This is a genomic window from Flavobacterium sp. WC2430 (assembly GCF_040822075.1).
GTDB lineage: Bacteria > Bacteroidota > Bacteroidia > Flavobacteriales > Flavobacteriaceae > Flavobacterium.
This window is the reverse complement of sequence record NZ_CP162007.1, coordinates 1,438,144-1,459,419: the sequence shown is the minus strand read 5'-3', so window position 1 is coordinate 1,459,419 and position 21,276 is coordinate 1,438,144. Positions and strand designations below refer to the sequence as shown.

Sequence of the window (21,276 nt, the reverse complement as noted above, 5' to 3'; positions counted from 1 at the left end):
CTTATTTATTCAAAAGGAAAATTGATTTTGCAAATTCTTTTCCTAAATCAATATATCCATCACTTTTGTAGTGGTATTTGTCTGTATATTTATAAGTACTTGTAGTTCGTACAATGCTTACATGGGGTTCCATTGCTGCAAATTTTTCTTGTCCATATTGAACTAATTCGCCATAAGCCCAAATTTTCCCATCGACATCATCACCAGAATCCGATATTTTTCCAATTACTATAGGCAAATCATTATTTCTAAAAGCGGCTTGCATCAACTCCATCAACCTTTTTAAATTCGAATAATATTGATTGGCAATTAGTTCCGATTTATCGGCATCACTTTCTCCTTGCATCCAGATGATACCGCTTGGAATCAAAATATCTTCGACTCCATCACCGTTTATATCTTTCATGGCCATAGCGTCATTAACTGTTTTGAGGAAATAATCGTATTGATTGATTCCTTTTCCGCTTCTAAAATTAGGTTCCCAAGAACCAAAATAAGCAGTCCCACTACTATCAATAGAAGATCCATTTCTAGCATATTTTATAATTGCAAGTTTTTGATTTGGATATAATTCTTGTAGTTTTTTGGCAAACGAAAGCTCAATACCAAATCGATCCGAAAGCATATTGTTCTTTCCATCTGATTCAAATCCTGTTCCATGACCTGGCTTTAAAAAATCCCATTTTCCCAAACCTCCAGCTACATCATTATCCCCAACAGGGTTTCCTTGATAAATAAAAACATTTTTATTTGATTTATTTAAAGAATCTGGAAGCTCTTTCACATAACCAAACCCCTGCATATTGGACTGGCCGCCCAAATAAAATACCCTTATAGTATCTTTTTTAGTTTGTGCAAAAACCATAAATGGCATTATAAATAACAACAATGCATTTTTTAAATTGCTCATTTTATTCTAAAATCAATTCGTTAATTCAAAACTATCTCTCAAACGGATATCTGCCGAAGACGAACCAATCATCAAATCAAAATCACCAGGTTCAGTTATCCATTGCAATGCTGCATTGTAAAAAGACAATTTCTCTTTGTCAATATGAAACTGGATTGTTTTACTTTCTCCCGCATTTAATTTTATTTTTTGAAAATCTTTCAGTTCAATAATTGGTCTTACCACTGAACCCACTTTATCTCTTAAATACAATTGAACTACTTCTTCTCCAGCTATTTTTCCTGAATTAGTTATGGTTACCGAAACTTCAATTGTTTCATTGCTTTTTATTTTATTCTGAGATAATTTCAAATCAGAATACTCAAAAGTAGTATAACTCAATCCATACCCAAACGGAAATCTAGGACTGTTTTTCAAATCAGTATAAGCCGAAACATAATTTGTTGCTGTATCATTTGGAGCTGGCCTTCCTGTATTAAAATGATTGTAGTAAATTGGAATTTGCCCCTCTTCTCTTGGAAAAGACATTGGTAATTTTCCCGAAGGATTGTAGTCTCCAAATAAAACATCAGCAATCGCATTTCCTGCTTCAGTACCTAACCACCATGTATAAAGAATAGCAGGGACAGTATCAGCAGTATCATTAAAAATCAGTGGTCTTCCAGCATTGATTAAAACTACAACTGGCTTTCCAGTTGCCTGAATTGCCTTTATTAGTTCTTCTTGAACTCCTGGTAAATGAATATTACTACGGCTTTTAGCTTCTCCGCTCATATTCCAACTTTCACCAACACTTAAAACAATAACATCAGCTTGATTAGCTACAGCAACTGCTTCAGCAAAGCCTTCTTTACTATCTCCAGTTGTCTCGCATCCTTTGGCGTAAAGCAACTGAGTGTTTTTACTAACTTTATTTTGCAATCCTTCCCATTGAGAAACTACTTGTTTATCATAATTCAAATCAGGCAATTCAACAGCCCAAAATCCCATATTCTGTTTGTGTTCTTTAACTAATGGGCCTATGAAAGCAATCGTTTTAATCGATTTTGAAAGTGGTAAAATAGCATTGTCATTTTTTAATAAAACGATACTTTTTGCCGCAACTTCTCTTGCTGCCTTTCTATGTTCTGGATTATTTAATGCTGCTTGCTCCCTTTCAGGATTACAGTATTTATATGGATCATCAAATAAACCCAATTCGAATTTTTCATGCAAAATTCTTTTTACCGCATCGTCAATCAAAGCAATTGGCACTTTGTTTTCTTTCACCAATTCAGCCAAATGATAGCGGTAAGCATTACTTTCCATATCCATATCACTTCCTGCAGTTATTGCAGCCAATGCGGCTTCCTTATTATCTTTTACGTAACCGTGATTGACCATTTCTCCAATAGAACCCCAGTCAGAAACAACAAAACCTTGAAAATTCCATTTTCCTTTTAAAATATCTCTTTGCAAATATTTATTTCCAGTAGCTGGAATCCCATTAAGATCATTAAATGAATTCATAAAAGTTGCTGCACCAGCATCTAACGCTGCTTTAAATGGAGGCAAGTAGGTTTCCCATAACATTCTCTCACTCATATCAACCGAATTATAATCTCTACCTCCAACAGCTGCGCCATAAGCCGCAAAATGTTTTACACAAGCCATAACTGAATTCACATCACCTAGTTTCCCTTGAAAACCTTTAACTCTGGCAGCAGCAATTCTTGAACCAAGATACGTATCCTCGCCAGCGCCTTCCATTACACGTCCCCAGCGTGGGTCACGAGCAATATCAACCATTGGAGCAAATGTCCAATGGATTCCGCTTGCAGCCGCTTCAGTTGCTGCAATTCTTGCCGAAAGTTCCATAGCATCTAAGTCCCAACTAGCCGCTTCGGCCAAAGGAATTGGAAACGTAGTTTTGTATCCATGAATAACATCCTGTCCAAATAACAAAGGGATTTTAAGACGGGATTGCATCGCCAATTCTTGATATTGTCGCGTATATTGAGTTCCTAAAACATTCAACATCGAACCTATCAAACCCTGCTTAATTTCTGTTTCCTTATTTAGATTAATCGTTATAGGTCCAGTTGCCTGGTTATTACCAGTATATTGATTGAGTTGCCCAATTTTTTCCTCCAATGTCATTTGCTTTAGCAATGCATTTACTTTTTGATCAATTGATTGTTGTGCAATCCCTATAAAAGAAATCATCAACAAGATTAAAGTGGTTCTTTTTTTCATTTTTTTTTAATTGTAACTTTAATAATAGTATTTAGTTATAAACTTAATTACAAAACATATATTTAGACTTTTCTGCTTTAGATGAAGGTTTTACAATATGGTTTTGAAATTTGTTTCCTGCTAAAACCTCTTTTAAAAATTCTAAAACATAGTGCGGTTCTTTCTCAAATAAATAGCCTGAAAACTCATGCCCTCCACCACAAAAAGTAATTAATTCAATCCATTTATTAAATTGTGATGCATAATTATATACTGAATATGAACCAAACAACATCAACCATCCAGAGGAATTAGTTGGACAAGTATGGTGCGCAGCTGTTCCATAGGGAACTGTTCCGTCAGCACTACCATGAGCCAAAAGCATTGGAATACAGTTTTTTTCTGTAATCAAATTCAAATCCATAATGGCACCTGAACCTCCCATAAATCCAGCATATTTAAAATTATCTGGTAAATTATTTTCATATAAATTCATTAATTTATAATCCCAATAACTAGCCTGAAAACCAATTTCGGCACCTGCACTTATTCCACTTATAAATACTTTAGAAGCATCAATATTATAATTATCCGCATTTTTTATCAAATACGAAGTAGCTTGCCACATATCACTCACTCCAATTTGAATGGCTTTAATTTTTTCGGTCAAAATACCATCACAACTAAAGTTTTTATCTTTCATATATAAAGTATAAGAAATACTTGCTGCCGCATACCCATTTTGAGCTAGTAGTTTGCAAAACTCTTTTCCGCTAGTACGATCCCCTCCAGAAAATCCACCCCCAAAAGCAAAGAGTATTAAGGGTATTTTTTGATTGGTTTTCTTTTGAGGCAAATATAAATCCAAATCCAGTTTTATAGTGTCGTTTTGGAAATAAGTTATCGTTTTAACCTCTTGTGATATAGCATTATTGATAATAAAACAACTCAAAAACAGTGTGCAAAAAATCTTAAATCTCATCATTATTTTTTTATTTATTACCAAATATAAGTTGCTACCGCTCCAGAATTTAAAGTCGTAGTAACCCATTTATTATTGTATTTAATATTAAAAGTTTCATTATTTTCTCCATCATTCAAAACTAATAAAACAGTTTTTCCTCCAGAAGTTCTAAAAGCCACATTAGTCAGATGATCAATTAAATTACTAGCAATTCGAGTAGATCCATCAGGAATAAACTTAGAGGCATGACCAATAATGTAATATCCTACTTCTCTTTTAATAGCCCCATTTTTATCAATCATTAACGCTCCTTTACAAGTGCTACAACCACCTGGTGTAAAAGGTCTGTAGAATTCATCATTGGCTAAACCCCAAGATAGTGCATTTTTACTCCAATTTCGCATGGAACCAATCACCACGTTTTTTTCACTCCATCTTAAATCCGATTCAAAACTGCTCCCCGAACCTGTGTATTGTTCTGTGAAATATACTTCTTTATTAGGAAAAGCGTTGTGCACTGTTGACAGCGCACTGATGTCTCCTTCATACAAATGAAAAGCTGAACCTGTAACAAATGGCAATGCTTGAGGATCATTCAAAATGGTCAAAGGATATTCTGGCTTATTACAATTATGGTCGTAAATTACGATTTTTGTTTTTAAATTGGCTTTTTTGAAAGCAGGACCTAAGTTATTTTTTATAAAATCAGCTTGCATTAAAGCAGTCATTAACAAACTTGGATTATTCCCTGGGTGCAAGGGTTCGTTTTGAGGTGTGATAGCATCAATAGTAATTCCTTTTTCACTCATACGTTGAATGTATTTTACAAAATACTCCGCATATACTTCATAATATTGAGGAAGTAAACTGCCTCCTTTTGTATTTCCATTGTCCTTCATCCAAACAGGTGGAGACCATGGCGATCCCATAATTTTAATCGATGGATTTATTGCTATAATTTCTTTTAGAAGTGGAATCAAATCATTTGCGTCTGAACCAAAATTAAAATGCTCCAACTTCAAATCGGTTTCCCCCTTAGGCATATCATCATACGAAAAAACAGCCTCATTTAAATCGGACGCTCCAATGCTAATTCGCAAATAGCTAATCCCAATTGCATCCTCTTTAGTACCAAATAATTCTTGTAAAAGGGCCGCTTTTTTTGATTTTTCTAATTTATTGATAGCCATCACACTTCCTCCTGTTAAACTAAAGCCAAAACCATCAATCGTTTGGAATTTTTGAGAGTCATCAACATCAATTGTTGGATTCGAATTAGCAATAATATTGAATACCAAGTTTTTTTCTTGTTTTTGCAATAGCACCGATTGATCACTTTTAGTTATCCAAAAAGAAACTTCATTAGTAGTTTCCATTGTCTTCCTTGAAGGGCTACAATTGTATTGAAGGACAATTATAGGCAACATTAACAAAAGCTGTATCGTTTTTAATCTTCTTTTCATATTATTTTTTAAAGTTAAGTTCTACTAAAACCGGCAAATGATCTGATGGGTATTTCAAATCCTTGGAGTCACTCAAAACAGCATATTTCATTACATTTAAATTATTATTTTTTGATATAAAAATGTAATCAATTCTTTTAGTTACAGGCTCATTATGTTTAAAACCATTGAAAGTTCCTTCAGGTCCAAAAGGTTTATTCTGTGAAAGGTCCTTAGTATCATCCATTACTTTTTGCAACTTGATTATTCGATCCTCATTAGGTTCTGTATTAAAATCCCCCATGAAAATTACAGGATATTTCTTACTATTTAGCGCCGCAATTTTAGAAAGAATTAGCTCAATTCCCTTGGTTCGAGCCACTTCACCAATATGGTCCAAGTGAGTATTGAAAACCCAGAAAAACTGTTTTGTTTTGTTATCCTTAAAAAGAGCATATGTACAAACTCTATTACAAGCCGCATCCCAACCCATTGAAATTTCATTGGGTGTATCTGAAAGCCAAAAAGTACTAGAATCCAGTATTGTGAATTTATCTTTTTTAAAATAAATATTGGAAGACTCTCCTTTTCCAACCCCTTCTCTTCCCATGCCTACATTATTATATTTCAAAAGTACATTTGAGATATCAACAACTTGATTAGGGGTAGCTTCTTGAACTCCAAAAACATCAGGTTCATAGAATTGAATTTGTGATGTAAAAAAGTCTTTACGATGAGTCCAATCATTTTCTCCATCACTACTTACATCCAATCGGATATTGTACGTCATGATCTTTAATGATTGAGCAGGTAAAACCGTGCACATTAGACCAAAAATCAGAAGAAAAAAGATATTTTTTAAATTTTTCATTTTATCAAATTATATTATAGATAAGATTGTTCGAATTACAAAACAGCAGCCAAAATATGGACAATAATAAACAATAAAACCCTAATTATAAACCCTAACATAATCAATTTCAAAAGTAGAAGATGTGAAATTTGGATCAACATCACCTCCCCAAACGCCTCCCATAGCTAAATTTACTATTAGATAAAAGTTTTTATTGAATGGAAATTTATCCGAATTTTGAAAAGTATAATACAAGACATCATCAACATAAAACTTAATATCGGTAGCAGTCCAACTTGCTTTATAAATATGAAATTCTGTATTACTATTAGGAACTTTTATAATTCCTGTATCAGGCGTATTTCCTGATCTTCCTGGTGAATGCAACGAAGAGTGATTTTGATTTAAATTTTTTCCCACAGATTCTAAAATATCTAACTCTCCACAAGCTGGCCATCCTACACTACCAATATTACTACCTAGCATCCAGACAGCTGGCCATGTACCAACTCCAGTAGGTACTTTTGCTCTTATCACAATTGTGCCATAAGTAAATTCAAATTTTCCATTGCTTTCTATTCTTCCAGAAGTAAACTTCCCTTTACCATAATCTTCTCTAAGTGCTGTGATTTTCAAAAGGCCGTCTTCCACTTTTATATTCTTTGCACGGGTGGTGTAAGATTGAAGTTCGTCATTAACATAACCTGGATCCCAAGTTTGCAAATTCCATTTAGAGACATCAGGAGTTCCATCTACATTAAACTCATCTGACCAAATTAAATTTAAAGCTACATTAACCACCACCACAACCGAAGAACTAATAAAATTTACTCCATTATATGCTGAGACATAAACCGTAAAAGTATTAGTTCCTGCCGTTTTGAAAGTATACGAATAATCTCCAGAGGTTTGTTCAATCGTTTTTCCATCGACCAATATTTTATACGAAACCGCGTTATTCGCCGTGATTTTAAAATTCACTAGTCCGCTTCCATCTCCATTAGGATTTGCAGTAGATGTACCAACAACTGTAGCTTTAACCGATAAATTTGACGGCACAACTACAGGCACTTCATTTGAAGCTCCTCCATTGTCGCTACAAGACAGAAATGCGAATAGTAAAACAAAAGATAACAATGTTATTTTATAAGCAATGTTTTTCATTATAAATATTATTTTAAAGATGTTGATTTCTATTGATTGACCTTAGTGTAAATAGTTATTTTTTACTTTTTATAAATTCAAAATAATTAAGATTAAAACCTCCTTTGTCAAAAGCTACTTTGATTTTATTTATTCCTTTATTTAAATCTAATCCATGCAAAACAACCGTTTTCCATACCGCATCACCACCCGTACTTGGAAGTTTCATACCCGATGATTTCATTCCATTTTCCATTTCAAAATGTAGCTTCCCATCTGCTTTTGAACTTGCGTATCGAATTGCAATATCATACGTTTCTTTTGATTTTGAATCTAATGTAAATTGCAACCACTCCCCATTTTCTATAAATGAAACTTGGAATCCATTTGAAATTGCATCCGTACATGGTAAAATATCAACTCCGTCATTACGCATTGAATTTCCTTTATTCCACTCTTCAAAAGTTCCCGTATCCACTTTATAATTTACTACATCCTTATCAAAATAAGCAAATCCATTGGTACCCAAATCGTATTCGGTCGCAAAGATTTTTCCTAGTAAATTATGTTTTTTATAGGCCTTTGTTTCATTCGTTTGTACTTGTCTAAACATCGCATCAACGACATCTGGCTTGACGGTCACATTTTCCATTTTAAAATTTTCCGCTAACTGCATCAGTGCTATTTTAGCAAAATCTGGACTAGGTTTCATTCCGCCATTTTTCCAATATTGAAGTAAAACCTCATAATCAGGATTCTTTTTAACCGAGGTAATTCCTGCGATATTTTCTATTTTTTTCATTGGCCAAAAAGCCCAACCTATATTATTGGATTCTACTAAAGAAATAGCATCTTTGAACCAAACATTAGAATTTTCACCACTTTCTCCCAACCATATTGGAACATTGTATTGCGTTCTATAATCCAACATTTTCTGAATCGCACCTTGTGTATTGTGGTTCCAATATTTATGAAAACTCAAAGCCATGTTATCATCCCAAAGCGGAAAAATTCCATTATAATTGTTTCCCCAGCAATTGCCTTCAATAATAATTAAGTGATTCGTATCTACTTCTCGTATTGCCTTCGTAATATTAACTTGAAGTGCTCTTAAAGGCCCATTTGAAGTTTCATCACATCCATTATTATTGGTTCCCGTAAAATTCCAGTTGGGTTCATTTATAATATCATACCCACCAATCCACGGATTATCTTTATAACGTACCGCCACTTTCTTCCAAAAGGAAATCATTTTATTTCGATTGGCTTCGCTTTCCCACAAAGACGGCTTAGACGTATCATAATCGGATATATTAGCGTCTCTCCCTTGCCCTCCAGGAGCGGCGTGAAGATCTAAAATTAAATACATTTTATTTGCCGCACACCATTCTAGTAGATGATCAGTCATTGTAAAACCTTCTACAAGCCATGTATTCTCTCCTGCACTTTTTTCCTCTTCAACAGGTAAAGTATACAAGTTATAATGCATGGGCAATCGAACTGAATTAAATCCCCAAGCCGCAAGAGAATCAATATCTCTCTTTGTAATTCCGTTTTCTTTATATGCTTTATAGAAATCTTCGGTACTCTTTTCACCAATTAAATCAGTGATTTTTTGTTTTATAACATACTGTGGTCCTGCAAATTGATCGGTCTTGAGCATATAGCCTTCTTGAACCATCCAACCACCTAAACCTACACCTCTTAGAATTAGATTCTGCTCATTCCCATCAACAATATTTTGCCCGTTAGTATGTAAAAACCCTTGACTAAAAGACGCAATTGAGAACAATACTGTAATTATTAAAGCTCCTTTTTTCATATACTAATTTTGAGTTTAATGTGTTTTAAAATTTCATTACCATGTATAGGTTCCCACTGAACCTGCATCTAGGGAAGTTGTTATCCATTTTCCATTGAACTTAATATTAAATAAGGTGTTAACAGTACCGTCATTCTCAACAATTAGAACCTTTTTCCCTTCGGGAGTTATAAAAGCCACATTATTTAAATCACCACTAACATTACTTCCGACTCTTATAGAACCAGCCGGAACAAATTTAGAAGCGTGAGCAATAATATAATAAGCAACATTACGTTCCAAACTTTCACTAGAATTAACGGTTATGGCACCTTTACAAGTCGAACAACCACCGGAGGTGTGTGGGCCAAAAGAACCTGAATTTGCTAGGTTCCACTCTAATGCATTTCTACTCCAATTTCGCATAGAACCAATGATTATATTTTTTAAATGCCATTTTAAATCTCCTTTAAAATCCCCAGTAGAAGCCGTAAATTGTTCCGTAAAATAAATGCTTTTAGTTGGAAAAGTATCGTAAACCATAGAAAGTGCACTAATATCTCCAGCATATAGATGAAAAGCAGTTCCATTTACAAAAGCAGCTGCATCAACATCGCTTAATACGGTGTTAGCATATTGTATATTATCACAATTATGATCATAAGCAATAATTTTTGTAGTGATGTTTGCTGTTTTAAAAGCGGGTCCCAAATTTGTTTTAATGAAATTGGTTTGTTCTATTGCTGTCATCTCCATACTTGGATTGTTCCCTCCATGCAAAGGTTCATTTTGAGGAGTAATCGCATCGATTGTAATTCCTTCCCCTTTCATTTGTTGAATGTATTTCACAAAATATTGTGCATAAACTTCATAATATTTTGTTTGCAAGTGTCCTCCCACAAAACTGTCTTTATCTTTCATCCAAAGAGGCGCTGACCACGGTGTTGCTACAATCTTAATCTTTGGGTTAATCAATAGTATTTCTTTCAATAAAGCAATAACTCCATTTCTGTCAGGATCCAAGCTGAATTTTGCTAAAGCCAAATCAGAATCCCCAGTTGGTAAATCATTATAGGTAAATGGAGTAGCATTCATATCCGATGCGCCAATACTTATCCTGATATAACTGACCCCAATTGCACTTTCACCAGATCCGAATAATTCCTGTAAAAGGTTATTTTTCTTTGAAGAAGTCAGTTGATTAATGACATCCGCACTACCCCCAGTTAAAGTATAACCAAAGCCATCAACTGTTTGGTATTTTTGGGCTTCATTTACTTCTATACTAGCGTAACCGTTAGCCGAAGTTCCAAACCCCAAGACACCTGTTTGTTTTTGAAGTTTTACGCTTTGATCTCCTTTAGTCAACCAAAAATCAACTTCATTAGCCACTTTCACAGGAGGTACTGGTGTTGGCGGTGCTGGCTCTGAACCACTATCACTTGATGAAGAACATTTTACTTGCAGAACTATTGCCGTTATAAAAAAGGCAATCTTAAGTACTCTTTTTAAATACTGATTCATGTTGTTGTTTTTTAGTAGACTAATGTTTGAATAGCATGAGCTGGGATTTGCACTACTGTTTTCTCTGAAGCTATAAATAAATTATAGGTGACTTTTTTGTCACTTTGATTCATTACAATAGTGACCATTTTACCATCTGTATTCAAAAAAGAAGTACTTAACAAACTGCTTCTGCTAACTGCTGTACTTACTCTTTTGGCATTAGGACGAATAAATTTTGAAAAATGTCCGATGTAATAATAGGAAGGAGTATAGATTAATTCTCCTGTATTAGTATCCGCATGAATCGGTGCAAAACAGAAATTTCCAACATGATTAGGACCACCATTTTGATCCAATAAGATATTCCAGTCCGTCCATCCTACAGTTCCATTATTAAAATCATTAATCATAGAAATGCCATAACGCTCTGCATTAGGCCAAAATTGATATTTTTTAGCATCAAATTTCTCAATGCATCCTTCTGTAAAAAGTAATTTTTTATCTGGATACGCTTCATGTACTTTGCGTACATTATCAAACATTTGCGCTCCACCTGCCCAAGTTTCATACCAATGAAAACCCATACCCCAAGCATATTTTGCAGCTTCAGGATCAGAAAAAATAGTATTTGCTCTTTGATTCATTAAATCACGATTGTGGTCCCAAACCACAATTTTTTTATCTCCAAGGCCTTCTTTTACCATTGTTGGTCCCAGAAAGTTTTTCAAGAAATTGCGCTCAGCTTCAGCTGTATATACACAAGACTCCCAAGTTTGGACCGCCATTGGCTCGTTTTGTATGGTAAGCCCCCAAATAGGCATGCCTTCTTTTTCATATGCCTTAATAAATTTAGCATAATAACTAGCCCATGCTTGATAAAACTCTGGCAACAAAATGCCCCCTTTTAGCATATTATTTGTGCTTTTCATAAAAGCTGGTGGACTCCAAGGAGAAACATAGGTCAATAATTTACCGCCAGCAGTTTTGATTGCTTCTTTAAGCATTGGAATACGAAATTGCCTGTCATGCTCAATAGAAAAAGTCTTCAAAGACGTATCACCTTCCTTGATATAAGTATAACTTCCATTGCTGAAATCAGAACTATGAATTGTTGTTCGTAACAAAGAATAACCAATTCCTTTGTCTTTATCATAATATGCATTCATGAGTTCCTGCTGTTTATCTTTGGATAATTTAGCATAAACTTCAGCACTAGCATCAGTTATTGCGCCTCCAATTCCCATGAATTTTTGAAAAGTTTTAGATGGTTCCACAAAAACTGAAATTTCTGTTTCAAAAGGTTGTCCCGCAGGCTTAAAAACTAAATTATCTGTGGGAGTTAACCTTAAATCCGTACTATCTGCAGTAGTATATACCGTTATTTTTTTTCCATTAGTGATAAATCCTTGCTGTTCTTTTTTAAGCGAATGCTGTTGTGCAAAAGCAGTAAATGACAAGAACAAGACAAGAATTTTTAAACTATTTTTTTTCATTTATCGAATTTTTAATTTGAATATTATATTGTAAAAGTCTATAAATAAAGACTTTAAACAAAAAATAAATATAATTGTTATATTTGAATTTAAAAAATAGCCCATAATCCAAAGAGAATGGGCCATTTTACCAACTACATTTAAACCTAACTTAACTAACTTATTTACCTCTTACTTCTACATTTTTAACAATTATACCGCTTTGTGTAAAGGTGTTACCACCACATCTTATAACAAAATAAACTGTACCGGATTCTGCAAATTTCACAACATTACTAACGGTTTTTGTCACATCGTTTTTCACACATCCAACAACTGATAATCTACCCGAAAAAGCGGCTGTTGCACAGCCATCCCAAGTACTTAACCCCATTACTTTGTTATCTTTATATTCAACACCTGACGTAGGTACTGTTTTACCAACATATACTTCAAACCAAGTTTCATTGGAACCATTTAAAGATGAAACAAGCATATCTACCGTGTATTCTTTATCCTTAACAACCTCTATCGACTGATATATAGCCTCTTGATTCCAAGATCCAGAAGAATTAATTGTAGCACTTCCAGGATTAAAAGTCCATTTTGCAGCACCAGAAGGACTAAGATTTAGAACAGTCCACTTACTCTGATCCGCCACATTTTCAAATTTTCCTCCTTGAATGATATTCCCCGCAACTGGATCCGAGCTTGCTACTACAATATCTTGACTTGATGAATTCATAAAACCACCTTTCCCAATTGCAGTATGGGTTACAGTATAAGTTCCCGCATCAGGAAAGAAAACGGTCTCAATCATTTTACCTGAATAAGTACCTTCACCAATATCCCATTTTGAAGCAATTACATTTGTTTTTTGAGCACTTAATGTAAATTTGTTTACAGCTCCCTCAACTGGTTTGACAGTAAATGAAGCATCTACATTTGTATCTGTAAGACCATTGCCAACACCAACAGCATCAGGTTGACAACTATTTAGTGAACATAATGTAGCTAAAGCAAACATTAAGTAAACTCCTCTATTTAAAACTATTTTTAATTTCATCTTATTCATTTTTAATATTAGTTGTAATTAGGATTTTGAACAATTTTAGTATTTTCCAATTCTTTCAAAGGAATTGGCCAAATTTCATTTTTACCAGTTGTAAACCCTCTACTTGCTAATGTCGAAGCAGCTCTTCCTGTTCTTACTAAGTCAAACCAACGATGACCTTCTCCCGCTAATTCTAATCTTCTCTCAACTAAAACAGCATCCATAGAAACTGGTACAGAAGCTAAACCTACTCTTGCTCTAACCGCATCTAATAAAGCTTGTGCTCTTGCTCCAGTTGCACCAAGTGCTTCCGCTTCCATCAAATACGTATCAGCCAAACGGATTGCATATACATTTTGCTTATAATTTAAAACTGAAGCGCCTCCACCTGTAGAAACATCTGATGTTAATGGCATAAATTTTTTCAAAAAGTAACCTGTGTCTTTATATCCAGGAGAATAATCCGCCTGTCCTGCCGCTTTTAATGCTTTCATATCAACAATGGTTGCATCAAAACGAGGGTCTGATTTTAAGGCATCATACAAATTTTGAGTCACTGTATTGAAACTCCAGCCCGAAGCATAATCCGGAGCCGTAGAATTAGAAGGTCTAGAAAAACTCCTTGGCCCAACCATTACATTAACACTGTTTCCTTCATCTGATCCTGATCCCCAATTACCCCAATCTGCATTACTTTTATCTGTATGGGTAATTTCAATAATTGCCTCTGAATTAAACTTGTTATTTATAGTCCACAAATCCGCAAATTTATTTAGCAATTTATAACCATACATACTCGTGCCCCCTGGTGTTCCATTAACTGAAGCAAATGCAGCAGCTGCTTGAGTATTTTTCCCTTCATATAAATATACTTTTCCTAATAAAGCTTGAACTGAACCTTTAGAAAAACGTCCTCCTTCATTTGCTACATCACTTATTATATTAGGCAAATTAGGTAATGCTTCTGTCAAATCTTTTTCAATTTGAGCATAAACATCATCTGAACTAGCTTGTAAAACATTATATATTTCACTAGTAGCTATTGGTTCAGTAATTAATGGGACATTCTTAAAAGTTCGCACTAATTCAAAATAATAATAACCGCGCAAAGCCTTTGTTTCAGCAGTAAATCTTGCTTTAGTTGCATCATTCATCGGCACATTAGGCAATTTTTCAAGTAGAATATTTGCTCTAAAAATACCTTGATAAAAATCATTCCAAAAACTAGCAGGAATTGTAACTGGGCTTATCGAATAATCTGAAAAAGATTGAATTCCGGTACCATCAGTTGCACCACCACCACCAGCATAAAAGTCATCTGATCCTGCATTTAACATACAAATCATATTCTCAAATCCTTTTGACTGTTTACCTAAAACGTCATATACGGAAACCAGTCCTGAATAAGCTTCTGTTTCGTTAGTATAATAGTTGTCTTCTAATGCTGTCCCTTTTGGTTCTACATTTAAAAATTCCTCACTGCATGATGTTGCTGTAAAAAGCACAACAGAAGCAATAAGTGAAAATTTTATATTTTTAAGTTTCATAATAATATCTTTTATTAAAATTGTAAATTAACACCTAACATGAATGTTCTTGCTTGCGGATAAAATCCTCTATCAATTCCCATTACTCCTCCACCAATTTCAGGGTCATATCCTGAATATTTTGTGAAAGTGAATAAATTTTCGGCAGTTAAATAAATTCTAGTTTTGCTTAAACCTGCTTTACTAATAGCGTCGCTTGGCAAAGAATACCCTAACTGAATTGTTTTAAATCTTAAATAATCACCATCTTCAAGATAAAAATCAGAAGGATTATTAAAGTTTTTATTCGTGTCATTTGTAGTCAATCTTGGAAAAGTATTTGAAGTTCCTTCTCCTGTCCAACGTCCTAAAGCTGATGTTTGAAAATTGGCATTCCCAATATCTAACCTACGTAAACCTTGAAAAATTTTGTTCCCACTTGCTCCTTGGGCAAAAACTAATAAATCGAAATTTTTATAATCTAAATTAATAGTAAAACCAAAAGTATATTTAGGAATTGGACTACCTAGGAACTCTCTGTCATCTGATGTGATCTTTCCATCACCATTTACATCTTTCCAACGGAAATCTCCAGGTACAGCATTAGGTTGAATTAATCCACCATCTGCATTAGTATATTCATTAATCTCTGTTTGATTTTGGAATATCCCTGCCGTTTTAAAACCATAGAAAGCATTATATGGTTGCCCCACTTGAACTCTTGTAATAGGGTAAGTACTTGACTGAATAGTTTGCCCACCAGATAAGAAATCAATACCGTTCCCTAAATAAGTAACTTTATTATCTAAATAGGAAACATTCGCATTAACGGACATATTTACTTGACCAATTTTTTTACGGTACCCCAACTCTAAATCAATACCTTTATTTTGCATATCAGCTACATTCCCAACAGGATTTCCTGTAGAACCCACATAACCAGGTATCAAAACATCTTGCAAAATGCCTGTTGTCTTTTTATCATATAAATCTAACGAAAGATTAAAATTTTGAAATAATGTAGCATCAAATCCTATGTTAGTTTGACTTGTCTCTTCCCATTTCAAATCAGGGTTAGAAGGAGCATTCGGACTATTACCTATAGTTACAGAACCCGAATTCCCAATAGTGTAATTTCTTCCACCTCCAATTGTAGCTAAATATCTAAAATCACCAATAGCATCATTACCTGTAACACCATAACCACCTCTAAATTTCAGTTGATTAATTACATTGTTATCCTTCCAAAAATCTTCTTTTGAAGCTACCCAACCTAATGAGAATGAAGGAAAAGTTCCGTATCTATTATTTGATCCAAATCGCGAAGAACCATCTCTACGAATAATACCAGTTACCAAATATTTTTCTTTATAATCATAATTTAATCTAGAGAACAACGATGTTACAACATGTTCTGATCCAGTATACGCGTAAGAGTCAATCTGGTCTTTTGGAACACTATAATTAAATGAAGCATCTTTATAGCTAGTAACAGGAATATTATAATACGTTACACCGCTCCCACTAGTAATATTATCAACATAAGCACCCTGACCAACTAAAATACTGAAATTATGACTATTGATAAGTTTAGAATAAGAAGCTATATTTTCTATATTCCAACCAAAGCCAGTATTTGTACTTCTTGATATATTATTTTTGGCTACAATATTTGAAGCATTCAAATAAGATATTGGAGTAAAGCTTTCACTACCCCAATAAGCTAATTTTCCCCCAAGAGTAGTTCTAAATTTTAAGCCACTTATTGGCTCAACTTCTAAATAAGCATTACCAACAAAATTGTCAGACCAACCATAATTCCCTAATCTTGTTTGAATATACGCCAATGGATTAGACATTTCTTGACCCACAAAAGAGGAAATACCATAAGGATTACCATTAGCATCTCTAATTGCACCTGTATTTGTGTAAGGAGATTGATTTGCAAGAACTGGATCTCTTTCTACAATTGGTGTCAATGGATCTAAATTGATTGCAGAACTTAAAGGTCCTCCAAATTCACTATTAGTATTTCCTAACCCTACATTTTTCTCTCTAGAATATCCCAATGTTTGACCAAAAGTAATTTTCTTAGTGATTTTATGTGTGGAGTTTAACCTAATATTTTTTCTGATATAGTTGGAGATATCAGTAGCGACAATTCCTTCTTGATCCAAAAGACCAAAAGACAAATAGAATGTTGACACTTCATTTCCACCACTTAAACTTAATTCATGACCAACACGTTTTGCATTATTATTAAAAATCGCTGATTGCCAATCGGAACCTACTCCAAATGATGCTGGGTTTGAAAATTTAATATCTCCACCACCTGCTACTGAAGCCTCATTCATCAAAGTGGCATATTGAGTAGCATTTAATAAGTCTAATTTTCTAGCAGGAGCCGATATTCCAGTGTAACCATTATAATTGACACTGATTTTTCCAGATTTCCCTTTTTTTGTTGTCACAAGAATAACACCCGTCGCTGCTCTTGCACCATAAATAGCTTGTGAAGCAGCATCTTTCAACACCTCTATTGAGGCAATGTCAGATTGATTCAAATAACCTATACCGCCAGCATCAACCACTACTCCATCAACAACCCAAAGTGGCTCATTGTTTCCGAATGTAGTAATACCACGAACTCGAATAGTTGCAGAAGAACCAGGTTGTCCTGAGTTTGCAGCTATAGTCAAACCAGAAACTCTACCCTGTAATGATTGCTCAACTCTAGTAATTGGCAAATCTTCTAAGTCAGAAGCTTTAATGCTTGAAATAGCTCCTGTTACAACACTCTTCTTTTGAGTACCATAACCTACAACAACAACTTCATTCAAATCTTGAGATTGTGATGTTAATTTTATAACCACTTGAGAACGCCCTTTTATTGATTCTTGAACAGTTCCATAGCCAATATAACTAATGGCTAAAATACCATCTGAAGGCACTTGCATTTGAAACTTTCCATCAAAATCTGAAGAGGCTGATTTTGAAGATCCCTTTAATAAAATCGATGCCCCAGGAATTGGCATACCACTTTCATCATTTACTATTCCGTTTACCACAATGTCTTGCGCTTGTGCGTAAATCGAGAATAATAGAGATGAAAAACAAAAAATAAGTAATTTTGTTAATTTCATTTTTCTATAAATTTTGGTTAATTATTTAGTAATTTGAAACAATAGTAGGGTTATTTTTTTGTTATTAATATTTATTAATCACTACAAAAACACATCAAAGCCAAATAACGAACCAAACAAAAACACATCAAATAAAAATTAAAACTTTAATTAACAAGATTTTACAAAATAACAATAGCTGTTATCAAAAAGTTAAATCATTAAATAAACCCTACAATTATTAAAATTGAGGTATTTTAGCTAATAATCTCGTTTCACATTACAAAAACTAAGACTTTACAGCTGTCATTACAACTTATAACGAGCCAATACAATAATTATGAAATCTTCAAAATTCTACGTTTTTTTTGCTTTGTTTTTATTTTTCACAACGATAATTTTTGCACAGGTAAAAAATATTGGGCTGCCAGATATACGCAATTATAAAAGAACCGATTACAAAGGAGGAACGCAAAACTGGAATATTGATCAAGATAAAAACGGCAATTTATATTTTGCCAATAACAATGGGCTTTACCAATTTGATGGAACATCGTGGAGAAAATACATTTTACCAAATTCCACTGCTATCAGATCTTTAAAAATAGATAACTCTGGTAAAATATATGTAGGGGGATATAATGAGTTTGGTTATTTCAAACCTAATTCAAAAGGAAAAATGGAATACGTTTCTATATCAAAATTGATAAATAAAAAGCAAGTCAAGTTAATTGATTTCATTTGGAAAATACACATCGTTAATAAAGCAATTATCTTTCAATCATTTGGAAGAATCTATAGTTATAAGAACAATCAACTTAAAATAATTGAAGCTCCTAATAGATTCCAATTTTCATTCCTGGTAAACGACCACTTATACCTTCAAGAATCTTCTCTTGGAATAGTAGAATACAAAAATGGTATTTTAACCCCCTTAAAAGGCACTACCGATATCAATAATACTGAAATTTGGGGAATGTTCTCTTTGCCAAACAACCAATTACTAATCACAACTTTAACTAAAGGGCTTTTTATATATCAAAATGGAAAAATGGCTCCTTGGAATACGCAAGCAAATTCCTTTATTAAAAAAAATAGCTCTCTTGGTGGAGTAAAAATAAAAGATAATTATATACAACTAAATTCCGTACTAGATGGAATTATAATATGTGACCTAAACGGGAAGATCATACAACATATTAATCATACTAAAGGCCTACAAAACAACACTGTTCTAACTTCATTTATTGACAGTAAAAACAACTTATGGCTTGGCCTAGACAATGGAATTACTTTTATAAATGAAAGCTCTCCAATTACTTATCTTGGGTTCAGTTATGGCTTAAGTACTGTTTATGCTTCAGCATTATTCCAAAATAAATTATATGTAGCTACAAACCAAGGTGTATTTTATCAATCTTGGGAAAATACAATTAGAGAAGATTCATTTAAACTAGTAGAAGGCACAACTGGTCAAGCTTGGAACTTACAAATAATTAATAATCAGTTACTATGCGCCCATAACAGAGGTGCATTATTAATTTCCGGAAATAAAGCAATTAAAACATTAGACAATAAAGGTTATTTTGGTTTTAAAGTAATTCCAAATAAAACAAACTTTATAATAGGAGCAAAATACAATGGTTTTGCCATATTTGAAAACACAGCAAGTGGATGGCAATTTAGAAACAAAATCGAAGGTTTTGAAAAATCAGCGAACACTTTTGAAATAGATGCCACGAATTTATGGCTGAAAAAGGATGCTGTATTATATAAAATGACTTTATCTCAAGATTTAAAGAATTTTGAAAACATAAAAACATTCGAAAACCTATCTAAAAAAATAAAAGGAATAGGAAGTATTCATCATTTAAAAAACAACATATTCTTTCAGACGAATAATCATTTTTACCAATACTCAAATCAACAAAAATCCTTTACTGAAAACAAATCTGTAAGTTCCATTTTCAAAAATATTCCAAACATCAATTCAATAACCGAAGATAAATATGGCAACATTTGGTACGTATTTAATGAGTCACTGGGTATGTTGAAGCTGAATAAAAAAGGGCATTATCAAAATAAAGTAGCAGAGTTTTCGAATATGACAGGAAACCTTCTAAATAATTACCTATCGGTTACAACAATAGATCCTTCAAATGTTTTTATTGGACTAACCTCTGGTTTAGCGCACTACGATCCCAATATTACTAATAATTTAAAAATCAAACCAAACGTATTTATACGTAGTTTTTCTTTTTCGGGAGATACTTTGGTATTAGGTAATGGTAATAAAACAATAGAGAATTACGAAATTCCATACTCTTCTAACCATGTCCGATTTACTTTTTCATCCCCTACATACGACAACATTGAAAGCGTAGAATATTCCTATCAATTAGCCGGATTTGACAGCAAATGGAGCAATTGGTCGACTATTTCAATAAAAGAATATACCAATTTAAGAGAAGGTGATTACACCATGAAATTAAAGTCGAGAAATAGTTTTGGAATACAATCTGAAGTAGCCATTATTAATTTTTCTATTTCGCCACCATGGTATAGACATTATCTGGCCTATTTAGGATACCTTTTACTTATTATTATAGCAATCTATTATATTCGTAAAAGAGTTCAAATGAAAATTCGTAAAAACAAATATTACGAAACCATCGAACAAAGGCGATTATACCTTGAAAAAGAAACGAAAATACGTCAAGAACAATTTGACCTAGAAAAAGAGATTGAAAAATTAAAAAATGATAAACTTCAAATTAAGATCTTAGCAAAAGATAAAGAGCTAGTAAATAACTCTTTACAAGTTGTGAAGAAAAACAAAATTTTAAACGGGATAATTCATAAACTAAAAGACATAAATATTGATACATTAGATGAATCGACAAAATCTCAATTTACAAAATTGAACAGAAGTATTACAAAAGAAGTAAATGCAGATAAAAGCTGGAAAGATTTAGAGAAACACATTAAAAATGTACATTTTGATTTTCTAAAAAGGTTAAAAGAAAAATACCCAACAATTTCACCACGAGAATTAGATTTATCAACTTATTTACTGATGAATATGTCAACTAAAGAAATTGCCGAAATCATGAACATTTCAAGTGGAGGTGTGGAGCTAGCACGTTATAGATTAAGAAAAAAATTAGAACTCAATAAAAAAGAAAACCTTATTGGCTTTTTAATGAGTATATAAAATAAAAAGGATATTATGACGTACATAATATCCTCATTTAAAAATGTGTAATAAT

General features: G+C 33.3%; 13 protein-coding genes. 1 reads left to right on the top strand and 12 read right to left on the bottom strand.

Annotated elements, in window-relative coordinates; translation table 11 throughout:
* Position 1: 1 nt before the first annotated feature.
* The 12 genes from AB3G36_RS06230 to AB3G36_RS06175 form a co-directional block, all read right to left on the bottom strand.
* Positions 2-910: a sialate O-acetylesterase gene (locus tag AB3G36_RS06230; RefSeq protein WP_367757071.1), complete on the bottom strand. Its 909-nt coding sequence runs from the start codon at positions 908-910 to the stop codon at positions 2-4.
* 12 nt (positions 911-922) lie between these two features.
* Complete coding sequence (bglX, locus tag AB3G36_RS06225) at positions 923-3,145, bottom strand: beta-glucosidase BglX (RefSeq protein WP_367757069.1); 2,223 nt, start codon at positions 3,143-3,145, stop codon at positions 923-925.
* Positions 3,146-3,188: 43 nt separating this feature from the next.
* The gene (locus AB3G36_RS06220) at positions 3,189-4,109 is read right to left on the bottom strand and encodes an alpha/beta hydrolase (RefSeq protein ID WP_367757067.1); all 921 of its coding nucleotides are present in this window, start codon (positions 4,107-4,109) and stop codon (positions 3,189-3,191) included.
* A 14-nt stretch (positions 4,110-4,123) separates the two neighbouring features.
* Positions 4,124-5,551 carry a glycoside hydrolase family 30 beta sandwich domain-containing protein gene (locus tag AB3G36_RS06215; RefSeq protein WP_367757065.1) on the bottom strand — a complete coding sequence of 476 codons (1,428 nt, stop codon included), beginning with the start codon at positions 5,549-5,551 and terminating at the stop codon, positions 4,124-4,126.
* A 1-nt stretch (position 5,552) separates the two neighbouring features.
* On the bottom strand, positions 5,553-6,401 hold the full coding sequence (locus tag AB3G36_RS06210) for an endonuclease/exonuclease/phosphatase family protein (RefSeq protein ID WP_367757063.1): 849 nt from the start codon (positions 6,399-6,401) through the stop codon (positions 5,553-5,555).
* Positions 6,402-6,482: 81 nt separating this feature from the next.
* The gene (locus AB3G36_RS06205) at positions 6,483-7,547 is read right to left on the bottom strand and encodes a glycoside hydrolase family 16 protein (protein ID WP_367757061.1); all 1,065 of its coding nucleotides are present in this window, start codon (positions 7,545-7,547) and stop codon (positions 6,483-6,485) included.
* Positions 7,548-7,602: 55 nt separating this feature from the next.
* Positions 7,603-9,348: a cellulase family glycosylhydrolase gene (locus tag AB3G36_RS06200; protein WP_367757059.1), complete on the bottom strand. Its 1,746-nt coding sequence runs from the start codon at positions 9,346-9,348 to the stop codon at positions 7,603-7,605.
* Positions 9,349-9,384: 36 nt separating this feature from the next.
* Positions 9,385-10,851: a glycoside hydrolase family 30 beta sandwich domain-containing protein gene (locus AB3G36_RS06195; RefSeq protein ID WP_367757057.1), complete on the bottom strand. Its 1,467-nt coding sequence runs from the start codon at positions 10,849-10,851 to the stop codon at positions 9,385-9,387.
* An 11-nt stretch (positions 10,852-10,862) separates the two neighbouring features.
* Positions 10,863-12,326 (bottom strand): glycoside hydrolase family 30 beta sandwich domain-containing protein, encoded by a 1,464-nt coding sequence (locus AB3G36_RS06190; protein WP_367757055.1) that lies wholly within the window; start codon positions 12,324-12,326, stop codon positions 10,863-10,865.
* A 160-nt stretch (positions 12,327-12,486) separates the two neighbouring features.
* Positions 12,487-13,371: a hypothetical protein gene (locus AB3G36_RS06185; protein WP_367757053.1), complete on the bottom strand. Its 885-nt coding sequence runs from the start codon at positions 13,369-13,371 to the stop codon at positions 12,487-12,489.
* A gap of 17 nt (positions 13,372-13,388) precedes the next feature.
* Positions 13,389-14,906, bottom strand: a complete 1,518-nt coding sequence (locus tag AB3G36_RS06180) for a RagB/SusD family nutrient uptake outer membrane protein (RefSeq protein WP_367757051.1) — start codon at positions 14,904-14,906, stop codon at positions 13,389-13,391.
* Positions 14,907-14,920: 14 nt separating this feature from the next.
* Positions 14,921-18,028, bottom strand: coding sequence for a SusC/RagA family TonB-linked outer membrane protein (locus AB3G36_RS06175; RefSeq protein WP_367757049.1), 3,108 nt, complete (start codon positions 18,026-18,028; stop codon positions 14,921-14,923).
* 319 nt (positions 18,029-18,347) lie between these two features.
* On the opposite strand from AB3G36_RS06175, the gene AB3G36_RS06170 reads away from it, so the two are divergent.
* Positions 18,348-21,221 (top strand): triple tyrosine motif-containing protein, encoded by a 2,874-nt coding sequence (locus tag AB3G36_RS06170; RefSeq protein ID WP_367757047.1) that lies wholly within the window; start codon positions 18,348-18,350, stop codon positions 21,219-21,221.
* Positions 21,222-21,276: the final 55 nt, after the last annotated feature.